The sequence below is a fragment of the Pseudanabaena minima str. Chao 2107 genome, assembly GCF_051131155.1.
Taxonomy (GTDB): domain Bacteria; phylum Cyanobacteriota; class Cyanobacteriia; order Pseudanabaenales; family Pseudanabaenaceae; genus Pseudanabaena; species Pseudanabaena minima.
The window spans coordinates 2,063,919-2,080,650 of the sequence record NZ_CP159508.1; the positions used below are offsets into that span (position 1 = coordinate 2,063,919).

A 16,732-nucleotide genomic window follows, 5' to 3' on the forward strand; every position below is an offset into this window, starting at 1 on the left:
TCCTAATACAAACTTGATTAATATGTTTAGTAACACTAACTAGAAGCAACTCTAATAATTTTTTAAATATGTCGCTAGAGAGGTAGCTGCACCATTGTTGTTACCATTGTGACGGGATTATTGTCAGAAATCTGTTCAAACTTCCACCCTAGGACTGCTTCATAATCCATAATCATGGTCAAGTAGCCAAGCCCTGAGCTTTCAGATTCATCAATATCAACACTTTTTTCAACTTGGTTAATATACATTTCTCCAACATCACCAGTGGTGATTTTTTGTAAATAAGTCTGAAAATTAGCGATCGCATTTTGATGAACACTATTTTTTGATAGAAATATTAGGCGATCACTAAACAAATGTACTTCCAAGTTAATTGGTTGTCCTGCACTTTTATCACTATATTTCATTGCATTCTCTAGCAATTCATTAGAAACGAAACTAACTGCATGACGTACTTCAGTTTGTTTGTTTAAAGCAGCGCTAGTATCGCCTGGGAAAAAGTTTTTAACATAGTCTCCTAGAAAATCAGCCGAAAGTCCATTTGTCTTCCAGCGCAGTTGAATTGGTAAAGAGGATGGAGAAAATCCGAGAACCAAAAACTCGCTTCTTTCCGAAAAATCTTCTGTAAATTCTCCAAAAATTTGCGCCATAGTTAACGCCATTTGTAATGTTTGTATTTATTTAGGATCTCTTAAGTAGCTTGCAATATTTTACAAAACTTTAACAAACCTATATTTTCTTGTACTACGTTTAGGCACATGATGCAAGCTGCTAAGTCACATAAACTATGAGATTTCATCGTCGGTGTGTACTGATGCTGAGTAGAGTCTTCCTAGACAATTTACAAAATTATACGAATTTGTGAGACAAGTAAGAACGGACTGAACTTCCCACAACTCATTTAGGATTGCTATATTGCTAAGTAGCTAGACATAAGTAAACTAAAAACCGAGAAGTTTGTTCCGCCCGCGTAGCGGGCGGAACAAATTCTGGTTTTGGGTTTTAATTAAGTTGAGCTACTTATATAGCGATCCTAAATGAGTTATAAGATTTGGAGGGTTGTGAGAGTGCGTCCCAAAGGGATGTACTCTCACAAACTATTTAGGACTGCTATATGCATGTAATCTACCACTGTGACTAATCCTATGTTTGCTCAAATTGACAATTCACAGCATCTCTCTGATCACGATGATCACGCATTAAATCAGTGGTTTATTTGTAAAAGAGATACTGGTGTTTGCGAAATTGTCAACAGCGATCGCCGCGAGGAAATTTTAAATGCTGTAGAAACATGGGGTGCATTTGCCTCCCAAGGTGAAGCGATCGCTAAACGAGTCGGACTAATTCGCACTGGAAAGTGTAAACCCCAATAAGACTGAAATCGTTACGAATCCCCGACTTCAGTCTTATTGGCTTGAACTGGTATCAGTAACAAGTAGCCATGAGGCGCTACTATAATACGGGACTACATTTTGTGGGAATTTTTACGTCATGATATCCGTTTCCGCTCGATTTGAAGAACTGCGAGCTAAAGGGCAACCCGCTCTTATTCCATTCATTACGGCTGGTGATCCTAGCTTAGAGACAACAGCAAAAGCTTTGCGGGTCTTGGATCAAAACGGTGCGGATATGATCGAGCTTGGTGTCCCTTACTCTGATCCCCTTGCCGATGGCCCCGTAATTCAAGCCGCAGCGACAAGAGCTTTACAGAATGGGACAACCCTAGAAAAAGTTTTAGATGTTGTCCGAGCCGTTGCGCCAGAACTACGATCGCCAATTATCTTATTTACCTACTACAACCCAATTTTGAATCTAGGTGTAGAAAATTTTTTACAAACAATTTATGAAGCCGGTGTTCGCGGTCTAGTAGTACCCGACTTACCTCTTGAAGAATCCCATGTTTTGTTAGAACCCGCTCAAAAAGCAGGTATTGAAGTGATTTTATTAGTAGCGCCCACTAGTCCTCCTGATCGCGTAGCAGCGATCGCCGCAAAGTCACAGGGCTTTATTTATGTGGTCAGTGCTACGGGAGTTACAGGTGTGCGGACTGAAGTTGCTAAGGGTGTCAAAACGATGATTGAGCAACTGAGAGTGATCACAGATAAACCAATCGCTGTTGGTTTTGGGATCTCGCAACCTGAACATGCTAAGCAAGTAATCGATTGGAATGCCGATGGAGCGATCGTTGGTAGTGCGATGGTGAGGAAACTCGCAGAGCCTGATGGTGGCTTACATGCGATCGCGGAACTTTGTAAAACTCTGAAGCAATCTATTAGTAGAGATTAAAGGTTAGCGACCAATTTTTTTGTGAAGCAGCTTTGCTGCTTCACAAAAAAATTGGTCATTACTATTAGGGCTTAAAGATTAGGAAGTAGGTATTTAAGGCTTATGAATATTTTGATTGGTGTGGGTATTGCGATCGCGGTTTTGGGTGGTCTAGTTGCGCTGTTGTGGTTATTGTTTGAGTGGCAATACACAACTCGTCAAGGCAATTTATTAGAGTTTGATAGTGGAATTTGGCAGTTTTTGACCTATGAACCTGATCACTATCGTTTGGAATTACTACTAACAGCCACAAACAAAACTCGTAATCTGGATGTGTTCCTAGTAGAAGTAGATCCTGTAATCTCCATATTGTCTAGTAACAGTCTTGATGGGATCAAGAGCCAAGTGCAATTGCGATCGCGCCATCCTAATGCCACCAGTCGCAATGACAACTATTGGGAATCATATATTGTTACCCCTAGTCATAGTACAGGAGTTGAAATTCAGATTGACCTGAGTGGCAAAAACCTAGAAGAACTAAAAACTGTATGGGTACGTGTTCATTACACAATTTATGGTCCCGCAGGTCGTGAAGAAAAAATCAAGCATTGCATTATCCCCTTACAGTTCCCCGATGCAAATCAAAGGGAACGCTGGCGACCCACACCTGACGCAGATGTACTGCCTATCCGCACACATATCTTATCGGCAGGAGATAATCCCGTAGAGGTAATGCAGCGCTATGTAATGAGTCACGCTCAAGCAGGTGATATCGTGACGATCGCGGAAACTCCGATCGCAATTATGCAAGGCAATTTCTATCATCCCAGTGACATTAAGCCCAAGTGGTTAGCCAAGCGTCTTTGCTATTACTTTAAAAGTACATCTAGCCTCGCTACAGCTTGCGGTTTACAATCACTGATTAATGAGTCAGGGGCTTGGCGCGTTGCTTTTGCCTTTATTGTCGGTGCTTTAGCCAAAGCATTTCTGCGCGTGCCTGGTGTGTTTTATATGCTGGCTGGAGATCAGGCGCGACTGATTGATGATGTAACAGGAACTCTGCCACCCTATGATCAATTTATTGTTCTAGGTCCTAAAGATCCTCAAGCAGTGGTTGATGAGATCAAAGCAGGCACAGGACTAGAAGCTGCGATCGTCGATGTCAATGATTTACGCCGTGTCAAAGTGTTAGCAGCCACTTCAGGAGCCTCCGAAAAACTTCTCAATCAAGCACTACTAATGAATCCTGCGGGAAATGCGGCGGAACAGACTCCCATCGTCTTGATTCGCCCCAATGGTGGTGCATAAAAAACAGAGGGGCGGGGCAAAGCCCCGTCCTTCTGTTTTTTACAGAAATTTGCTCTCCAATCAACCCCAAGAAAAATTTTGAAAGCGTTGCTTTGCAACACTTTCAAAATTTTTCTTGGGGTTCGTATAACATGCCTAGAACTGATAACCCAAGCTGAAATAAAAGGCGGACTCTTGTAAATTTGTACCGCGATCGCTGAGATTGACAAAGGGAATTGCGTAATCTAAGCGTATGTTTAATTTCTCTAGGGGCGTAAATAGTAAACCTAGCCCACCACCTGCTAAAAAGTTTTGACTGGGTAAAGTATTAGGATTATTGGCATGATTCCAGATTGCACCAGCATCTAGAAAGGGAATCACCTGTAGCAAAGCTGCGTTCTGCTCATTGCGAAGCACCACAAATCGATTTTCTAAGGAGAAGCGAATCCCATTGTCGCCAGTACGCGCATTTTGACGAAACCCTCGCAAAGACTGACCACCACCAATGGTAAATTGCTGTGAAGATAACAGAGGATCGGCAGATAATTGCAGATCTAAAGCACCGATTAAGAGCGCATCAGTTCCCAAAGATTGCACACGCTGAATCTGTCCTAGCCAACTTAGAAAAGAGCCACTAGGTGTCGTGACACTGGTAGAACCAAATAAACCTGTACCTAAGCTGAACTGCGATCGCAAAGACCAAGCCCCAAATAAATCACGTAATGTATAGTCTTGCCCAAACTTAATCACACTGGTGCGGGTTGTGCCATCGGCTTCTGGTCCAATCCCAAAGGGTGTAGCAAGATCGTTAAAGGCAAATGTCTGTCCTTTTTGATAGCTATAGCCGAGCGATAGAGCGAATTCTTCTACACTGGTTCTAACCAACGGCTGCCGAAAAGTTAGGTCAAATAAATTGTTATTTCCACGGATATTCAATATATCAAAAGGAGACTGCGTAATCCGATAGTTACTAGGAGAATATCGCAAAGATAAAGTTCCATTCATTGGATTAAGTGGAATACTATAGGAAAGATCATATTGGTTAGATCCTCCTGTTGTAGTTCCGTAATAGGAAGCGGTGAATGTATCACCATTACCAGATAGATTCCGAAAGAATAAGCCCCCACCATAACGCTCTGAACCAACTGCGGGAGGGGAGAAGTTGTCGATACTAGCAAATCCACCAAACTGATTCGCTTCTTTCACATTAACGACAAGAATACTGCTATCAGCTTGACTTCCTGCTTTTAAGCTCGCTTCAACATCACTAAATATGGGATCGGCACGTAACAATCGTAATTGATCTTCGAGTTTAGCAGTGTTGAGAGGTGTACCTGTGCCTAACTCTATTCGCGATCGCACATAGTCAGGGTTCGTATGATTTAAGCCAAGAACTTCAATTTTTTCAATTCTTCCTTCAATAACTTGAATCGTAACTGTGCCATCAACTACTTTCTGTGGATCGACTACTGCTTGAGAAGTAATGTAGCCGCGATCGGCATAGATTTTAGTAATTGATTGGGCAGCCTGTTGGATTTGTTCGGTAGTTACTTGTTGTCCTTCTAGACTCTTAGAGATTGTCGCTAGCTCTGCACTAGTTAAAATCGTACTACCAATAATTTCAACTTTTTTAACTGTGATCGCTTGAGCAATTGGAGAAGAAACTATGGGTGCTGGTGTAGTTAGAGAACTGTCCGAATTAACCGTTTCTGCTGCTACCGTTTCTACCAAGCTAAGCAGAACACAGCCAGAAATCAAAAAAAGCGATCGGTAATGACTAATTAGTTTGAAGAAGCTCATGATACTGATATCAATTTTGGTTAGCGACAGTTCAACAAAGAATAACTTGAGAACACAAGTTTAGAGCATAATTTTTTTTAGATCCTATATTCAATATACAAAAGTTAATACTATTTGACATATTGTTAATGTGTTTAAATGTTATAAGAGTCTTTTAACGCTCCTTACTATTCAAAGGTTTAAGGAATTTGAGAATTAAGTAGATGGACGTAATTGATGTAAATTCGGATCCTACAAGTTTCACCAATGCAGGGTGCAACTTTATAGGTTTTGAAAATTTATTTTGTACAAGTACTTATTACAAATATTATCTAAATCAAGGTAATTAAAAGCAATTAATATCTGTTCCTAAGTTATAACAAAGGAGAAGCAAAATGTCTGTAGTTGTCAAGAGTAATTTCGCGCAAATTAGACGGGTAGCGATCGCACTACTACTGATGCAACCCTTTGTTATGGGAAGTTCGGCATTCGCTCAGTCAATTGCGCCAAATCAAGGTGTTGGGAATCTAGGTACACAAGTCTCTCCCGATGCTAATAATGCTCAGCAATTAAACATCACAGGTGGGACACAGGCAGCCGCTAATCTCTATCACAGTTTTCAGCAATTTGGCTTAACTCAGGGAGAGATTGCCAACTTTATGTCCAACCCCAGCATCCAGAATATTCTGGCACGGGTTACGGGTGGTAATACTTCGGTAATTAATGGACTAATTCAGGTTACGGGTGGTAATTCTAATCTCTATTTATTAAATCCTGCGGGAATTATTTTTGGCTCTAATTCTAGTTTGAATGTTCCTGCGGCGTTCACCGCAACTACAGCAAATGGAATTCAAGTGGGAAATGGTTGGTTTGGTGTGAATACAGTAATTGATGATGTTAAAAAGTTAACTGGCACACCCCAAGCTTTTGGTTTTGCTAGTTCTACTACCATGCCCCCAAGTGATCAACCAGTCGCAGCGATCGCTAATGCAGGTAATCTCACAGCTAAAGAAGGACAAAGCATTACTCTCGTAGGTGGTTTGGTAATTAATACAGGCACGATTTCCACAGAATCAGGCAAAATCACGATCGCCGCAGTACCTGATGGGAAGTATGTCAAAATTACACCCGAAGGCAGTCTACTGAGTTTACAACTACCCATCGCCGATCAAAATCAATTAGCTCAGTCTTCAGTTCAGGCGAAGGATTTACCCAATTTGCTAACAGGCTCAGCAACCCTTCGCAATATGACGGGCTTAAATGTTGATACTTCAGGTAATGTGCTGGTGGCAGGAACAGCAATTCCCAAGACTTCGGGAACGGCGATCGCATCAGGACATCTCAATGTGTCTAGCAATACGAACAAAGGTGGAGAGATTAATGTTTTAGGCGATCGCGTTGGTCTGGTTTCAGCAAATTTCAATGCTTCTGGTGCGATCGGTGGCGGTACTGTCTTAATTGGTGGTGATTATTTGGGTAAAGGTATTATTCCCAATTCCAAAATCACCGTGGTTGATCAATCATCAACAATTAAAGCTGATGCAATACTGTCAGGAAATGGCGGCAAAGTCATTGCTTGGGCAGATGACAAAACTAGTTTTAGTGGAAAAATCTCAGTACGTGGTGGGCTTAACGGAGGTAATGGCGGCTTTGTCGAAACCTCTGGCAAAAACTATCTCAATATTCAAAATGCTACTGTTGATGCTGCTGCTCCAAAAGGAAGCATCGGCAACTGGCTCCTCGATCCGTTTAACATTATCGTGCAGAACGGAGGAGCAGCGACGTTAGTAGATGTAGCTAATGCCGCAGATACAGTCAATACCTTCACAATTGCCCCTGCAACAATTCAGGCGGCGGTGGCAAATGTGACGCTCGTAGCATCTAACAATGTCACCTTTAACAACAGCATATTTATGGCGAACGCTGGAGTGGGGTTGACGGTCACGGCTGGTAATAGCTTGACTGTCGCTTCTGGAGTCAATATCAATACAGATAATGGCGCGATTAATTTTACGGCTGCGAATATGAACATCGCTGGTATTCTGGGCAATGGCGGTAATGACTCACCAATTAACTTGAAAGCCACAGGTGATATCACGATCGCGTCTCAAGGAAATACTTTCTTTGACCCCGCTATTACTGCTGGTAATGTCTCGATTGTTAGCACAAATGGCAATATTTCCACAGGAAGCATTAAATCAATTACAGCTACAGGTAGTAATGTTTCTCTAATTGCCAACAATGGCAACGTTACTCTTAATGGTTATATCCAATCTGGCTTTGTGAATAATGCTCCAAATGACAGTACGATCACGATTAGAGGCAACAGCTTTCGGGCTATCAACCCAATTCAAGGACCCGCGAATATCGGTAACCAAAGTATTCCACTTAGTCTAGTAGTTTTTAACGCTAACCAACAGAACAATAATCCTACTACTCCAGATCCACGAAGGATAGAACTAACCCTACCCAACGACACTCAACCAAGAATTATTGCTGGTAGTGCAGCTAATCCTTTAAGCATTTCAATTGTGATTTTAAAAGATACTTCGTTTAAGTTCTCTAAAATCACGCCGACTGCTTTTCCAGCAGTTCCGCCAATCGATCAATTGCCTAGTACAGGAAGTGGTATTGAAGGAGCAATTAGTATTGGCACAACGAATATTCCCCCAAATGTCTTAGTTCTCCTTTCTGACCAATCATTTAGCTCTAATAGTAATGTGGTCGCGAATGCCTTGAATGGAGGCTTAAATGGGGAAGCGATCGCTACTGCAAGAACTGCTGACTTACAAGCAAATGCTGGTGATGTACAGGAATGTGAACCCACAGGTACAAAGAAACCACTGTTAACAATCACCGCCTCATTGCCATCAGTTCCAACTCGCGCCGCCCAAAGTTCTACCGCCTCTAAACTCCCGCCTTGCAAAGAATAAACAGTTTGTAAGATTACGTCCCTTTGGGACGTAATCTTACAAACTAGTAAGGATTGCTATATGAAAAACAAAATCTATCTCACCGCGATCGCCAGTGCAATTCTGCTCATAACACCACTCTCAGCATGGGCTGCTGCACCTATCAGCCCTACACCTACGATTCCGACTAGTTCTCCAGCAGATGAACTTGTCCAAACTGGGTTACAGCAGTTTCGAGCCAAAAAGTTTGATCTAGCGATCGCTAGTTGGCAACAAGCACTAAAAATTTATCAACAGCAAAAGAATCACAAAGGCGCGATCAATGTCCTTGAGACTTTAGCAGAAGCATCAAAAATGCTTGGCAAATATGACCAAGCGATCGCTTATTTGCAGCAGTTATTAGCTTTGGCACAAAGTCTAGGCGATCGTCAAACGGAAGCCAATGCCCTCGGTAATCTCGGTAACAGCTATCGGGTGATTGGGAACTATGCTAAGGCTCTAGAAGTTCAGAACCAAGGATTAGTAATTAGAAAAGAACTCAATGATCAACAAGGAGAAGGACAGGTTCTAGCTAGCCTCGGTAATATTCACTATGATCTTGGCAACTACAGGATCGCCGTTAATTTTTATCAGCGTAGTCTTAAAATTGCGAAAGAGGTAGGGAATGTCAGTGGAATTGTGTTTTTGCTGAATAGCTTAGGTGCGATCGCAGGTACACAAGAAGAATATCCTCAAGCTATTAAGTACTACCAGCAGAGCCTCGATAATGCTAGAAAAATTGGGTTTCGGGAAGCGGAAGGAAACGCGCTGAATAATATTGGCTCTAGCTACCATGTACAGCGCAAATATAAAGAAGCGATTGCCTATTACGAACAAGCTTTAACAGTAGCCAAGGAAATCAAAAATCCTCGCCTTGAAGGTGCAGCAATCGGCGGCATGGGTTTAGCCTATGTATTTTTACAGGAATACGATAAGGCTTTATCTCTACAAGAGCAAAGTTGGAAAATAGCTGAACAAATCGGCGATCGTCGTCTCGAAGCAATGACGCTAAGCAATTGGGGATATACATTATGGCGATCGCAAAAATATTCAGAAGCAGAACAAAAGTTTCTCACTAGCCTAAATTTATTGGAATCTTTGCGCTCTAACTTAAGTGATGGCGATAAAGTTTCCATTTTTGATACGCAACTTCATGCTTTTAATTTGTTACAGCAGATAATGGTTGCTCAAAAAAAGCCTGAAGCCGCCTTAGAGATTGCCGAGAGAGGTCGCGCCCGAGCATTTGCAGAACTTCTCTCCCGTCGTCTTAGCCCACAACAAATTGAACCCAAACCCAAACTTCTTATAGAATCCCCACGCAGCGAAGATTCTATAAGGAATCTAGATATTGCGGATATTCGTCGCATTGCCAAACAACAAAATGCCGTAATGGTGGAATATTCTCTGATTGCCGATCCTACATTTATTGGACAGGGAAAACTCAAGGGTGAATATATCAAACTGTATATTTGGGTAGTCCAACCTTCTGGTGACATCGCTTTTCGGGAGGTCGATCTCACAAAACTTGATCTTGCCATCGGTGATCTGATTGCTGATGTCCGTAGCCTATTTAATGATTCAGGTGCGATCGCCGAAGATCCCAAGGAAGTATTGGATAAGTATGCCGATCTGAAGCTATTAAATGAAATTCTGATCCAGCCAATTCAAGACTTACTCCCTCAAGACGAGAATACGAGAGTCATTTTTTTACCCCAAGGATTACTTTTTCTAGTTCCATTCGCGGCTCTGATTAATTCTCAAGGTCAATTCTTAATTGAGCAGCATACGGTGCAGATTGCCCCAGCAATTCAAGTTCTCGATCTCACCCATCAACTCCGCCAACAATTGCAAAAAGTTAATTTGCAAGCCACTCTAATTGTTGGCAATCCCACTATGCCTAGTTTGGGAGATCCACCGATCCAATTACCAACTTTATTGGGAGCCGAAAAAGAAGCCAAAGCGATCGCCTCGTTACTAAATACGACATTTTTAACAGGTGACCAAGCCACAAAGAAGGAAGTTGTCACGAAAATGAAATCTGCTCGATTTATACATCTAGCCACCCACGGCTTGTTAGAGGAATACCGCAAAGGAGATATCCCAGGAGCGATCGCTCTTGCGCCTAGCTCAACGGACGATGGTTTTTTGACGGCTAGCGAAATTGTGACTATGCGCCTAAGTGCGGAGATGGTGGTACTAAGTGCTTGCAAAACTGGACAGGGTTTATTAACGGGTGATGGTGTAATTGGTCTATCGCGATCGCTAATTACCGCAGGAGTACCTAGTGTCGTGGTGTCGCTATGGGAGGTTCCTGATGATCCGACAGCTTTATTGATGACTAAGTTTTATCAAAAATTTCAGGCTGAACCGAACAAAGCAAAGGCAATACGTCAAGCCATGCTTGCCACCAAAGCAAAGTACCCAGATCCTCTCAATTGGGCAGCTTTTACATTAATCGGTGAGAATTAAAAAAGGGCGCAAAGCGCCCTTTTTTAATCTTATAGACCGTTGCGTCCCCAGACAACAAAAGCGATCGAAAGTGTAAACATTCCGAGTACACCAAACCAACCCAATGACAAGATATCCATAGTTTTGTAACGATTTAAATTAAATAAATTTTTCTAAATATCATAATACGCTTTACCGTGCCAAAGAGAAAGCGACGAAACCTTATTGCCGTAATTCTCATGAAACTTGCTTTTAGTGTTTCTAAGTACCTGTGCAAAATAAATTACCAAAACCCGTAAAGTTGCGCCCCTGCGGGGCGCAACTTTACGGGTTTTGCTTTGTAATTAATTATGCCTAGCTACTTATAGCAGTCCTATATCATTTGTGGATTTTTTTTGTTTATGGAAGGACACCCCTTCGGGGTGTCCTTCCACAAACCATTTAGGATTGCTATAGCACCTTCGGTGCTAGAAACATTAAAAATGTTCAGTCGAATGTCCATAGCAACTTTTTGCGAAGAAATGCAATCTTTATTAGTACCAAGCTATCTCGTGGGTGTGCTAGTAGTAATTTAAGCTGCATACCATACCTACAAAGATCATTTTTTCTAGAGGCGATCGCATCATGTCTTTACAGAAATTTTCATCCAAAAAGCTCTTGATAGCATCGGCTTACTCATGCTTAGCTGTCAGTGCAGTAATTGCTTTGCCATTGTCTTTTAGTCTTTTTATGCCTTCTGCTCAAGCTCAGTCACGCAGGGTACGCTATGTTCCACCTAGCAATCTTGGGACTCTTACTGTTTCCGTGCCAGGAGCCACCCGTAGCGCTGGTTGTACCGAGCAAGCTTGTCTAATTGGGCTAGTGCCAGATTTAGTAGCACAAACTTCGCCAGTTCCTCAGACGATTGCAGAACGTCCAACATTTTATTTCTTAATCCCAGAAATTGATGGTCAAGCATACTTTCGTCTTTTTGAATCTGATAGCTCGCTAGCTAAAGGCAAACGAGTTTACCGCACATCTTTTAAAATCAAAAACAAAGCAGGTATTCTTACTTTTAAAATGCCTGATAATGCTCCAATTTTAAAGCCTAATCAAAACTATATATGGGAGTTTGTCGTTGGTGATTTAACAGATGCAGAGACCGTGAGCGGCTCTATACGTCGAGTTTTGCCCAATCAAAATTTAGTTGATCAACTCAAAAAAGTTTCGCTACCTTTAGATCGCGCTGCTTTATTTGCTCAAGAGGGGATCTGGTTTGAAACTGTGCAAACTTTGGCTGAGGCTCAAAAAGGGGCTTATAAAAAGCCAGAAATTGTCAGTGAATGGACTGAGTTACTGAAATCAGCAACGCTTAATCGGGTGCTTCCATTTGCTTTCTTGAAAAACTCAGTAACCACACCTGAGCAAACTTTAGAGCCTACAAAGCCTCCACAAAGATACGGCTATTAGCAAGTACAAGGCGCTAAAGCATCATCAAGTCTATGCAGCCGCTATATGAGAAAAATAGACTTTGAGATTTTATCTGGCAAATCTTTACTTGAAAATGGCGATGAAATCTCGATTAAAAAACATCCTATGGAAATGGCGCGGGATTGCGATCGCTGCGCCCACAATTTCCCTATTAGTGATCAGCTTACGGCTAATTGGTGGACTTGAAGCCCTCGAATTAGCCATGCTCGATCAGTTTTTTCGATGGCGATCACCTGAGCCAGAGGATCGCCGCATTGTGATTATTGGCATTGACGAAGCTGATATCCGTCAATATCAATGGCCGATTGATGATGCTTTATTGACTGAATTATTAGATAAAGTACGGCAGCAAAAGCCCCGTGCGATCGGTTTAGATCTTTCCCGTGACAAGACCGATAATTCTGGATATCCACAATTAGAGAATCTATTTAAGACTACTCCTAATTTAATTGGAATTTATAAAACCCCTGATTTAGTAGCATCAAATTTCTCAGTTTCAGATATTAAACCGCCGCCTGCGCTTGCCAAAGTCGATCAAATTGGCGCAGTCAATCTTCCTCTGGATACGGACGGACGAGTGCGGAGAGGCTTACTATCTTTGACGCTACCTGACGGTAAAGTAGGGCTTAGTTTTGGCTTGCAGCTAGCTTTGCTCTATTTAGACGGTGAAAAAATAGTTCCCTTTGAACAAGCTCTTAACCCACCCAAATTACAAACAAATGATGGTGGTTATAATCGCATTGATGCGGGTGGTCATCAATTTATAATTAATTACCGCCGATCACTGCAAGGTTTTCAGACTGTGCGCATGGCGGATGTTTTAGAAGGAAAAATCGCACCAGATCTTTTGCGCGATCGCATCGTGATGATTGGGGTAACAGCGGTTAGCATGAGGGATTGGTTCTTCACTCCCCTTGACGGTGGGCTAGGCAGTACCAGAATTTTGACATCGGGGGTGGAAGTACATGCTCAGGTTGTGAGCCATATTCTCAGTAGTACCCTTGACGGCAGAGTCACAATTCAGTCATGGGAAGAACCTTGGGAATGGCTTTGGATTTTTGGTTGGTCACTAGTTGGCTCCACCTTGATTTGGCAATGGCGCAATATCAACATCCAGAACCGAAAAATTCAATTGTTAATATGGCGATCGCTGAGCATCTTAGTCTTAGCAGCAGGGCTATTTGCATCTTGCTTGATCGCCCTAACCTATGGCTGGTGGTTGCCCTTTGTCCCTGCGGCGATCGCCTTTTTCGGTGGCGGTGTGATTGTCACTAGCTATCTAGCAATCACAGCAGCGCAGATTCGGACTTACTTTAGCCGTTATTTGACCGATGCTGTGGTCAAAAGTTTATTAGAAACACCTGAAGGTCTAAAACTAGGGGGAGATCGCCGCAAAGTAACTATCCTCATGTGCGATCTACGCGGCTTTTCCACGATTTCCGAGAAAATGCCCCCCGAAAAGGTTGTGGAAATTCTCAATGTGTTTCTTGGCACGATGACCGAGGCGATCGCTACTTATCAAGGCACAATTGATGAGTTTATTGGGGATGCGATTCTGGTGTTATTTGGTGCACCAATTTATCGAGAAGATGATGCTGCAAGGGCTGTAGCTAGTGCGATCGCCATGCAATTAGCAATGCGATCCGTAAATGAGAAACTTGCCCAAATGCAGTTGCCCGAAATCGCCATGGGAATTGGCATTAATACAGGTGAAGTCGTAGCGGGTAACATCGGCTCCCAGTCTCGCGCTAAGTACGCTGTAGTTGGCAATCATGTAAATCTCACCGCCAGAATCGAATCCTATACTGTGGGAGGACAAATCTTAATTTCAGAAACTACCTATGCAGAAATACAGGAAATCGTCAAAACTAATGGCTCTATGGAAGTCGAGCCTAAAGGTGTATCGCATCCGATTTCAATCTACGATATTTGCGGAATTGGTGGTACTTATAATCTCGAACTTCCTTCTCTTAGTGATTCGTTGCAAATATTACCTACGCCTATTCCGATTACCTACCGTATTTTAGAAGAGAAGCACCTCGGCTCAGAAATATTTGCGGGAGAACTGCGACAGCTATCTCCCTATGGAGCAGAGATTTTGTCTGATCATGCGGTTCCTGTGCTATCCAATCTCAAACTCCATCTTCAAGTTTATGACCAAACTCAACAGCTAGAGATTGAAGGTGAAATCTATGCCAAAGTGTTAAAGCATCAACAACCTGATCAACATCTACCAGAACAAGTCACATCTGAGGCATTAATACTAGATAAAAAGCTGCCGATCTCTAATATCTCCCAACCGCGATCGCCATATACTAAAACGATTTATGTACATTTCACCACAGTACCAACTCATCTCAAGGCGTGGCTCAAGTTAGTTATTTGTTAAAAAGCTGCCCACCCGCGTAGCGGGCAGGCAGCTTTCTAGGGTTTATGTATGGTGAGCTACTCATTAACTGACGTTACGTGGAAGGAATTCCTGCAATAGCAAAGGTTGGGGGCTGGCACGGGGGCACAGCCCCTACGGAAATCTTTGAATTTTGGGGTAGGGGCAATCCCCCCGTGGTTGCCCTGCTTCGCTACTAGCAAGAGATTCACCATCTGAGTTCCACGTAACATCAGTCATTAATCATCGGCATATGGTTCGACCTTAACTTCGGGACTATCGATCGCCGTCATTACAAAAAGGCGATCTTTGTAACGGAAGATGAATGATGTTGGACTGATCCAACGCATAAACCGAAATCCATTAATCTCATCTGTAAAGCCAAATTTTTTAGAAAAAGTTCTGAGATCAACCATACGTGCGTTAGTTACTTTTTTGCAACAACCTTCCGTCCCAAATGTTACCTGCTCAATAAATACTCTGTTATAAATATCCTCAAGGAGAATGACAACTCGATAAGCTTGTCCTTGAACCTTTGCATTGACATCACTAGCAAACCAATCAATTGGACTTTGGGAGAGTTGTACAATCCAAGGATAGTAATTCGTATTAGCTGGAGTTGTTTTGATAGTGACTGGCTCAGCCAATGCAGCACTGGGCATTATTGCCAGAAAAAGAAACACTAAAAGATGAAAGGGAGGTTTCATTGGCTTTACCATCACATATTTTGCAATTAGATGATGCGATTACATCAAAAGATGTTTCTTAAATTGATCATATAATTTTTCTTGCGATCGCAATCTCAATACAATCCCATGCAGCAAAACATTTACAAAATTCTTAGTCAAGCACAACGACAACGTGTAAGTGATGGTGTCGTCACCTCAATTTTTGATAATTGTCCAGCAGCATTTCGCAAACTAATTTTAGTTTTACCTCAACTAGGTGATTTTGATAGTCTCGAATATATTTGGTGGATACAGAGAGACATCGAACGCCTGAAATTAGCAGAAATCGCAGTTCGGGCAATTGGCATCGGTGATCGCCAATCGGGAGAATATTTTTGTAAATTTACTGGCTTTGATCCTAGTTGGATGTTTGTCGATACTACGGGTGAACTGCATCGCCAATTAAATCTCTACTCAGGACTAACTACTAAATTTCCCCTACTATCATCAGGACAAAGTGCTTGGGTCAATCTGATGCTAATGTGTGCAGGCATTGGGAGCCAAGGAACTTTAAAGGAAGTTTTTCGCGGTTATCTTGGCGATCGCCATGCACCACAACTCATCAGCGATCAAGAAATAATTAAAGCATCTCCATTACCACCCTTGAGAGGTTCCTTCTTTAAATGGGCTGGTGGTAGTGGATTTCAGCGTCCTTTTGAACTAGCAACTTTGCGACTGCGAAATATGGCAGAGGTTTTGAGAAATTGGAACGCCTATGTTCCCGACGCATCGTATATGACACAACGCGGCGGTACTTTCTTATTTGATGCTCAAAACGCATTGGTTTATGAACATCGCGATCACGGCATTTTAGGATTCGCTGCTAACCCCAGCTATCCCCTGTCATTTCTATTTACCGATCAAGCCACTCGACCCAATAATCAAGAAAATAATCAAGAAATAATCAACGCCTAAGCCTTTTCCTCAAAGTCAGGAGCATAGGCTTGGAGGAGGTTACTAAGCTGCGACAGGACTGAATCTTTGTTTACCGAACCAAAAGTAGAGCGATCGGGGAAGAATTCAGGACGATCTAGGTTGCGATCAATCGCTTCCTTGACCTGCTGGGAGATTAAATGTTGGAGATCGGCAAGCGCTCTCTCCCGTTGATAATTAGCCCCTTGCTCAGTAGTGGCGTACAAAGGCGGTAAACGGTTGAGCGCATAGGCAGCAATATCCCCCAAATCCAAAACTTTATTAGTATTGGCTTCGATCTCAGCGACCCTTGCCACAGCTTCACTTAAAACCAATTCTTCCATGACGTTGATAAATTGCTTGCGAGGTACAGCAACGACTTCCCCCGTAAGCAATGCACCCATCAAACGATCAAGAGCCATGTACTCTTCAACTGATAGCTCAAACGCGCTATCGCAAATCCGCCCCACTTCGGCTTCCATCGCAGGAGTTAGGTAGCCATCTTG

13 protein-coding genes are annotated in these 16,732 nt (G+C 42.5%); 8 read left to right on the plus strand and 5 right to left on the minus strand.

The window, feature by feature from the left end; genetic code table 11:
* Positions 1-74: 74 nt before the first annotated feature.
* Positions 75-662, minus strand: a complete 588-nt coding sequence (locus ABM313_RS09225) for a DUF6272 family protein (protein ID WP_434687472.1) — start codon at positions 660-662, stop codon at positions 75-77.
* Positions 663-1,133: 471 nt separating this feature from the next.
* Between ABM313_RS09225 and ABM313_RS09230 the strand changes: the two genes are divergently transcribed.
* From ABM313_RS09230 to ABM313_RS09240, 3 genes are all read left to right on the plus strand, one after another.
* Positions 1,134-1,373, plus strand: coding sequence for a DDE transposase family protein (locus tag ABM313_RS09230; protein ID WP_434687474.1), 240 nt, complete (start codon positions 1,134-1,136; stop codon positions 1,371-1,373).
* A gap of 118 nt (positions 1,374-1,491) precedes the next feature.
* Positions 1,492-2,286: a tryptophan synthase subunit alpha gene (gene trpA / locus ABM313_RS09235; RefSeq protein ID WP_434687475.1), complete on the plus strand. Its 795-nt coding sequence runs from the start codon at positions 1,492-1,494 to the stop codon at positions 2,284-2,286.
* Positions 2,287-2,388: 102 nt separating this feature from the next.
* Positions 2,389-3,573 (plus strand): coenzyme F420-0:L-glutamate ligase, encoded by a 1,185-nt coding sequence (locus ABM313_RS09240; RefSeq protein ID WP_434687477.1) that lies wholly within the window; start codon positions 2,389-2,391, stop codon positions 3,571-3,573.
* Between the two features lie 135 nt (positions 3,574-3,708).
* Here the strand turns inward: ABM313_RS09240 and ABM313_RS09245 are convergent, their stop codons facing one another.
* Positions 3,709-5,352, minus strand: coding sequence for a ShlB/FhaC/HecB family hemolysin secretion/activation protein (locus ABM313_RS09245; RefSeq protein ID WP_434687479.1), 1,644 nt, complete (start codon positions 5,350-5,352; stop codon positions 3,709-3,711).
* A gap of 374 nt (positions 5,353-5,726) precedes the next feature.
* On the opposite strand from ABM313_RS09245, the gene ABM313_RS09250 reads away from it, so the two are divergent.
* A complete protein-coding gene (locus tag ABM313_RS09250; protein WP_434687480.1) occupies positions 5,727-8,264 on the plus strand; it encodes a filamentous hemagglutinin N-terminal domain-containing protein in 2,538 nt (845 codons plus the stop codon).
* Between the two features lie 60 nt (positions 8,265-8,324).
* Positions 8,325-10,751 (plus strand): CHAT domain-containing protein, encoded by a 2,427-nt coding sequence (locus ABM313_RS09255; protein WP_434687482.1) that lies wholly within the window; start codon positions 8,325-8,327, stop codon positions 10,749-10,751.
* Between the two features lie 29 nt (positions 10,752-10,780).
* Here the strand turns inward: ABM313_RS09255 and ABM313_RS09260 are convergent, their stop codons facing one another.
* Positions 10,781-10,870: a cytochrome b6-f complex subunit PetN gene (locus ABM313_RS09260; RefSeq protein WP_094535177.1), complete on the minus strand. Its 90-nt coding sequence runs from the start codon at positions 10,868-10,870 to the stop codon at positions 10,781-10,783.
* A gap of 484 nt (positions 10,871-11,354) precedes the next feature.
* Here ABM313_RS09260 and ABM313_RS09265 point away from each other — a divergent pair, with 484 nt between their 5' ends.
* A complete protein-coding gene (locus ABM313_RS09265; protein ID WP_434687483.1) occupies positions 11,355-12,179 on the plus strand; it encodes a DUF928 domain-containing protein in 825 nt (274 codons plus the stop codon).
* Between the two features lie 100 nt (positions 12,180-12,279).
* Positions 12,280-14,589, plus strand: a complete 2,310-nt coding sequence (locus ABM313_RS09270; protein WP_434687484.1) for a CHASE2 domain-containing protein — start codon at positions 12,280-12,282, stop codon at positions 14,587-14,589.
* Positions 14,590-14,825: 236 nt separating this feature from the next.
* Here ABM313_RS09270 and ABM313_RS09275 read toward each other — a convergent pair whose 3' ends face one another.
* The gene (locus ABM313_RS09275) at positions 14,826-15,248 is read right to left on the minus strand and encodes a hypothetical protein (RefSeq protein WP_434687486.1); all 423 of its coding nucleotides are present in this window, start codon (positions 15,246-15,248) and stop codon (positions 14,826-14,828) included.
* A gap of 153 nt (positions 15,249-15,401) precedes the next feature.
* Between ABM313_RS09275 and ABM313_RS09280 the strand changes: the two genes are divergently transcribed.
* Positions 15,402-16,229: a peroxiredoxin-like family protein gene (locus ABM313_RS09280; RefSeq protein WP_434687488.1), complete on the plus strand. Its 828-nt coding sequence runs from the start codon at positions 15,402-15,404 to the stop codon at positions 16,227-16,229.
* Here ABM313_RS09280 and ABM313_RS09285 read toward each other — a convergent pair.
* Positions 16,226-16,708: a late competence development ComFB family protein gene (locus ABM313_RS09285; RefSeq protein ID WP_434688428.1), complete on the minus strand. Its 483-nt coding sequence runs from the start codon at positions 16,706-16,708 to the stop codon at positions 16,226-16,228. The two genes, ABM313_RS09280 and ABM313_RS09285, sit on opposite strands and share 4 nt — an antisense overlap.
* Between the last annotated feature and the right edge of the window lie 24 nt (positions 16,709-16,732).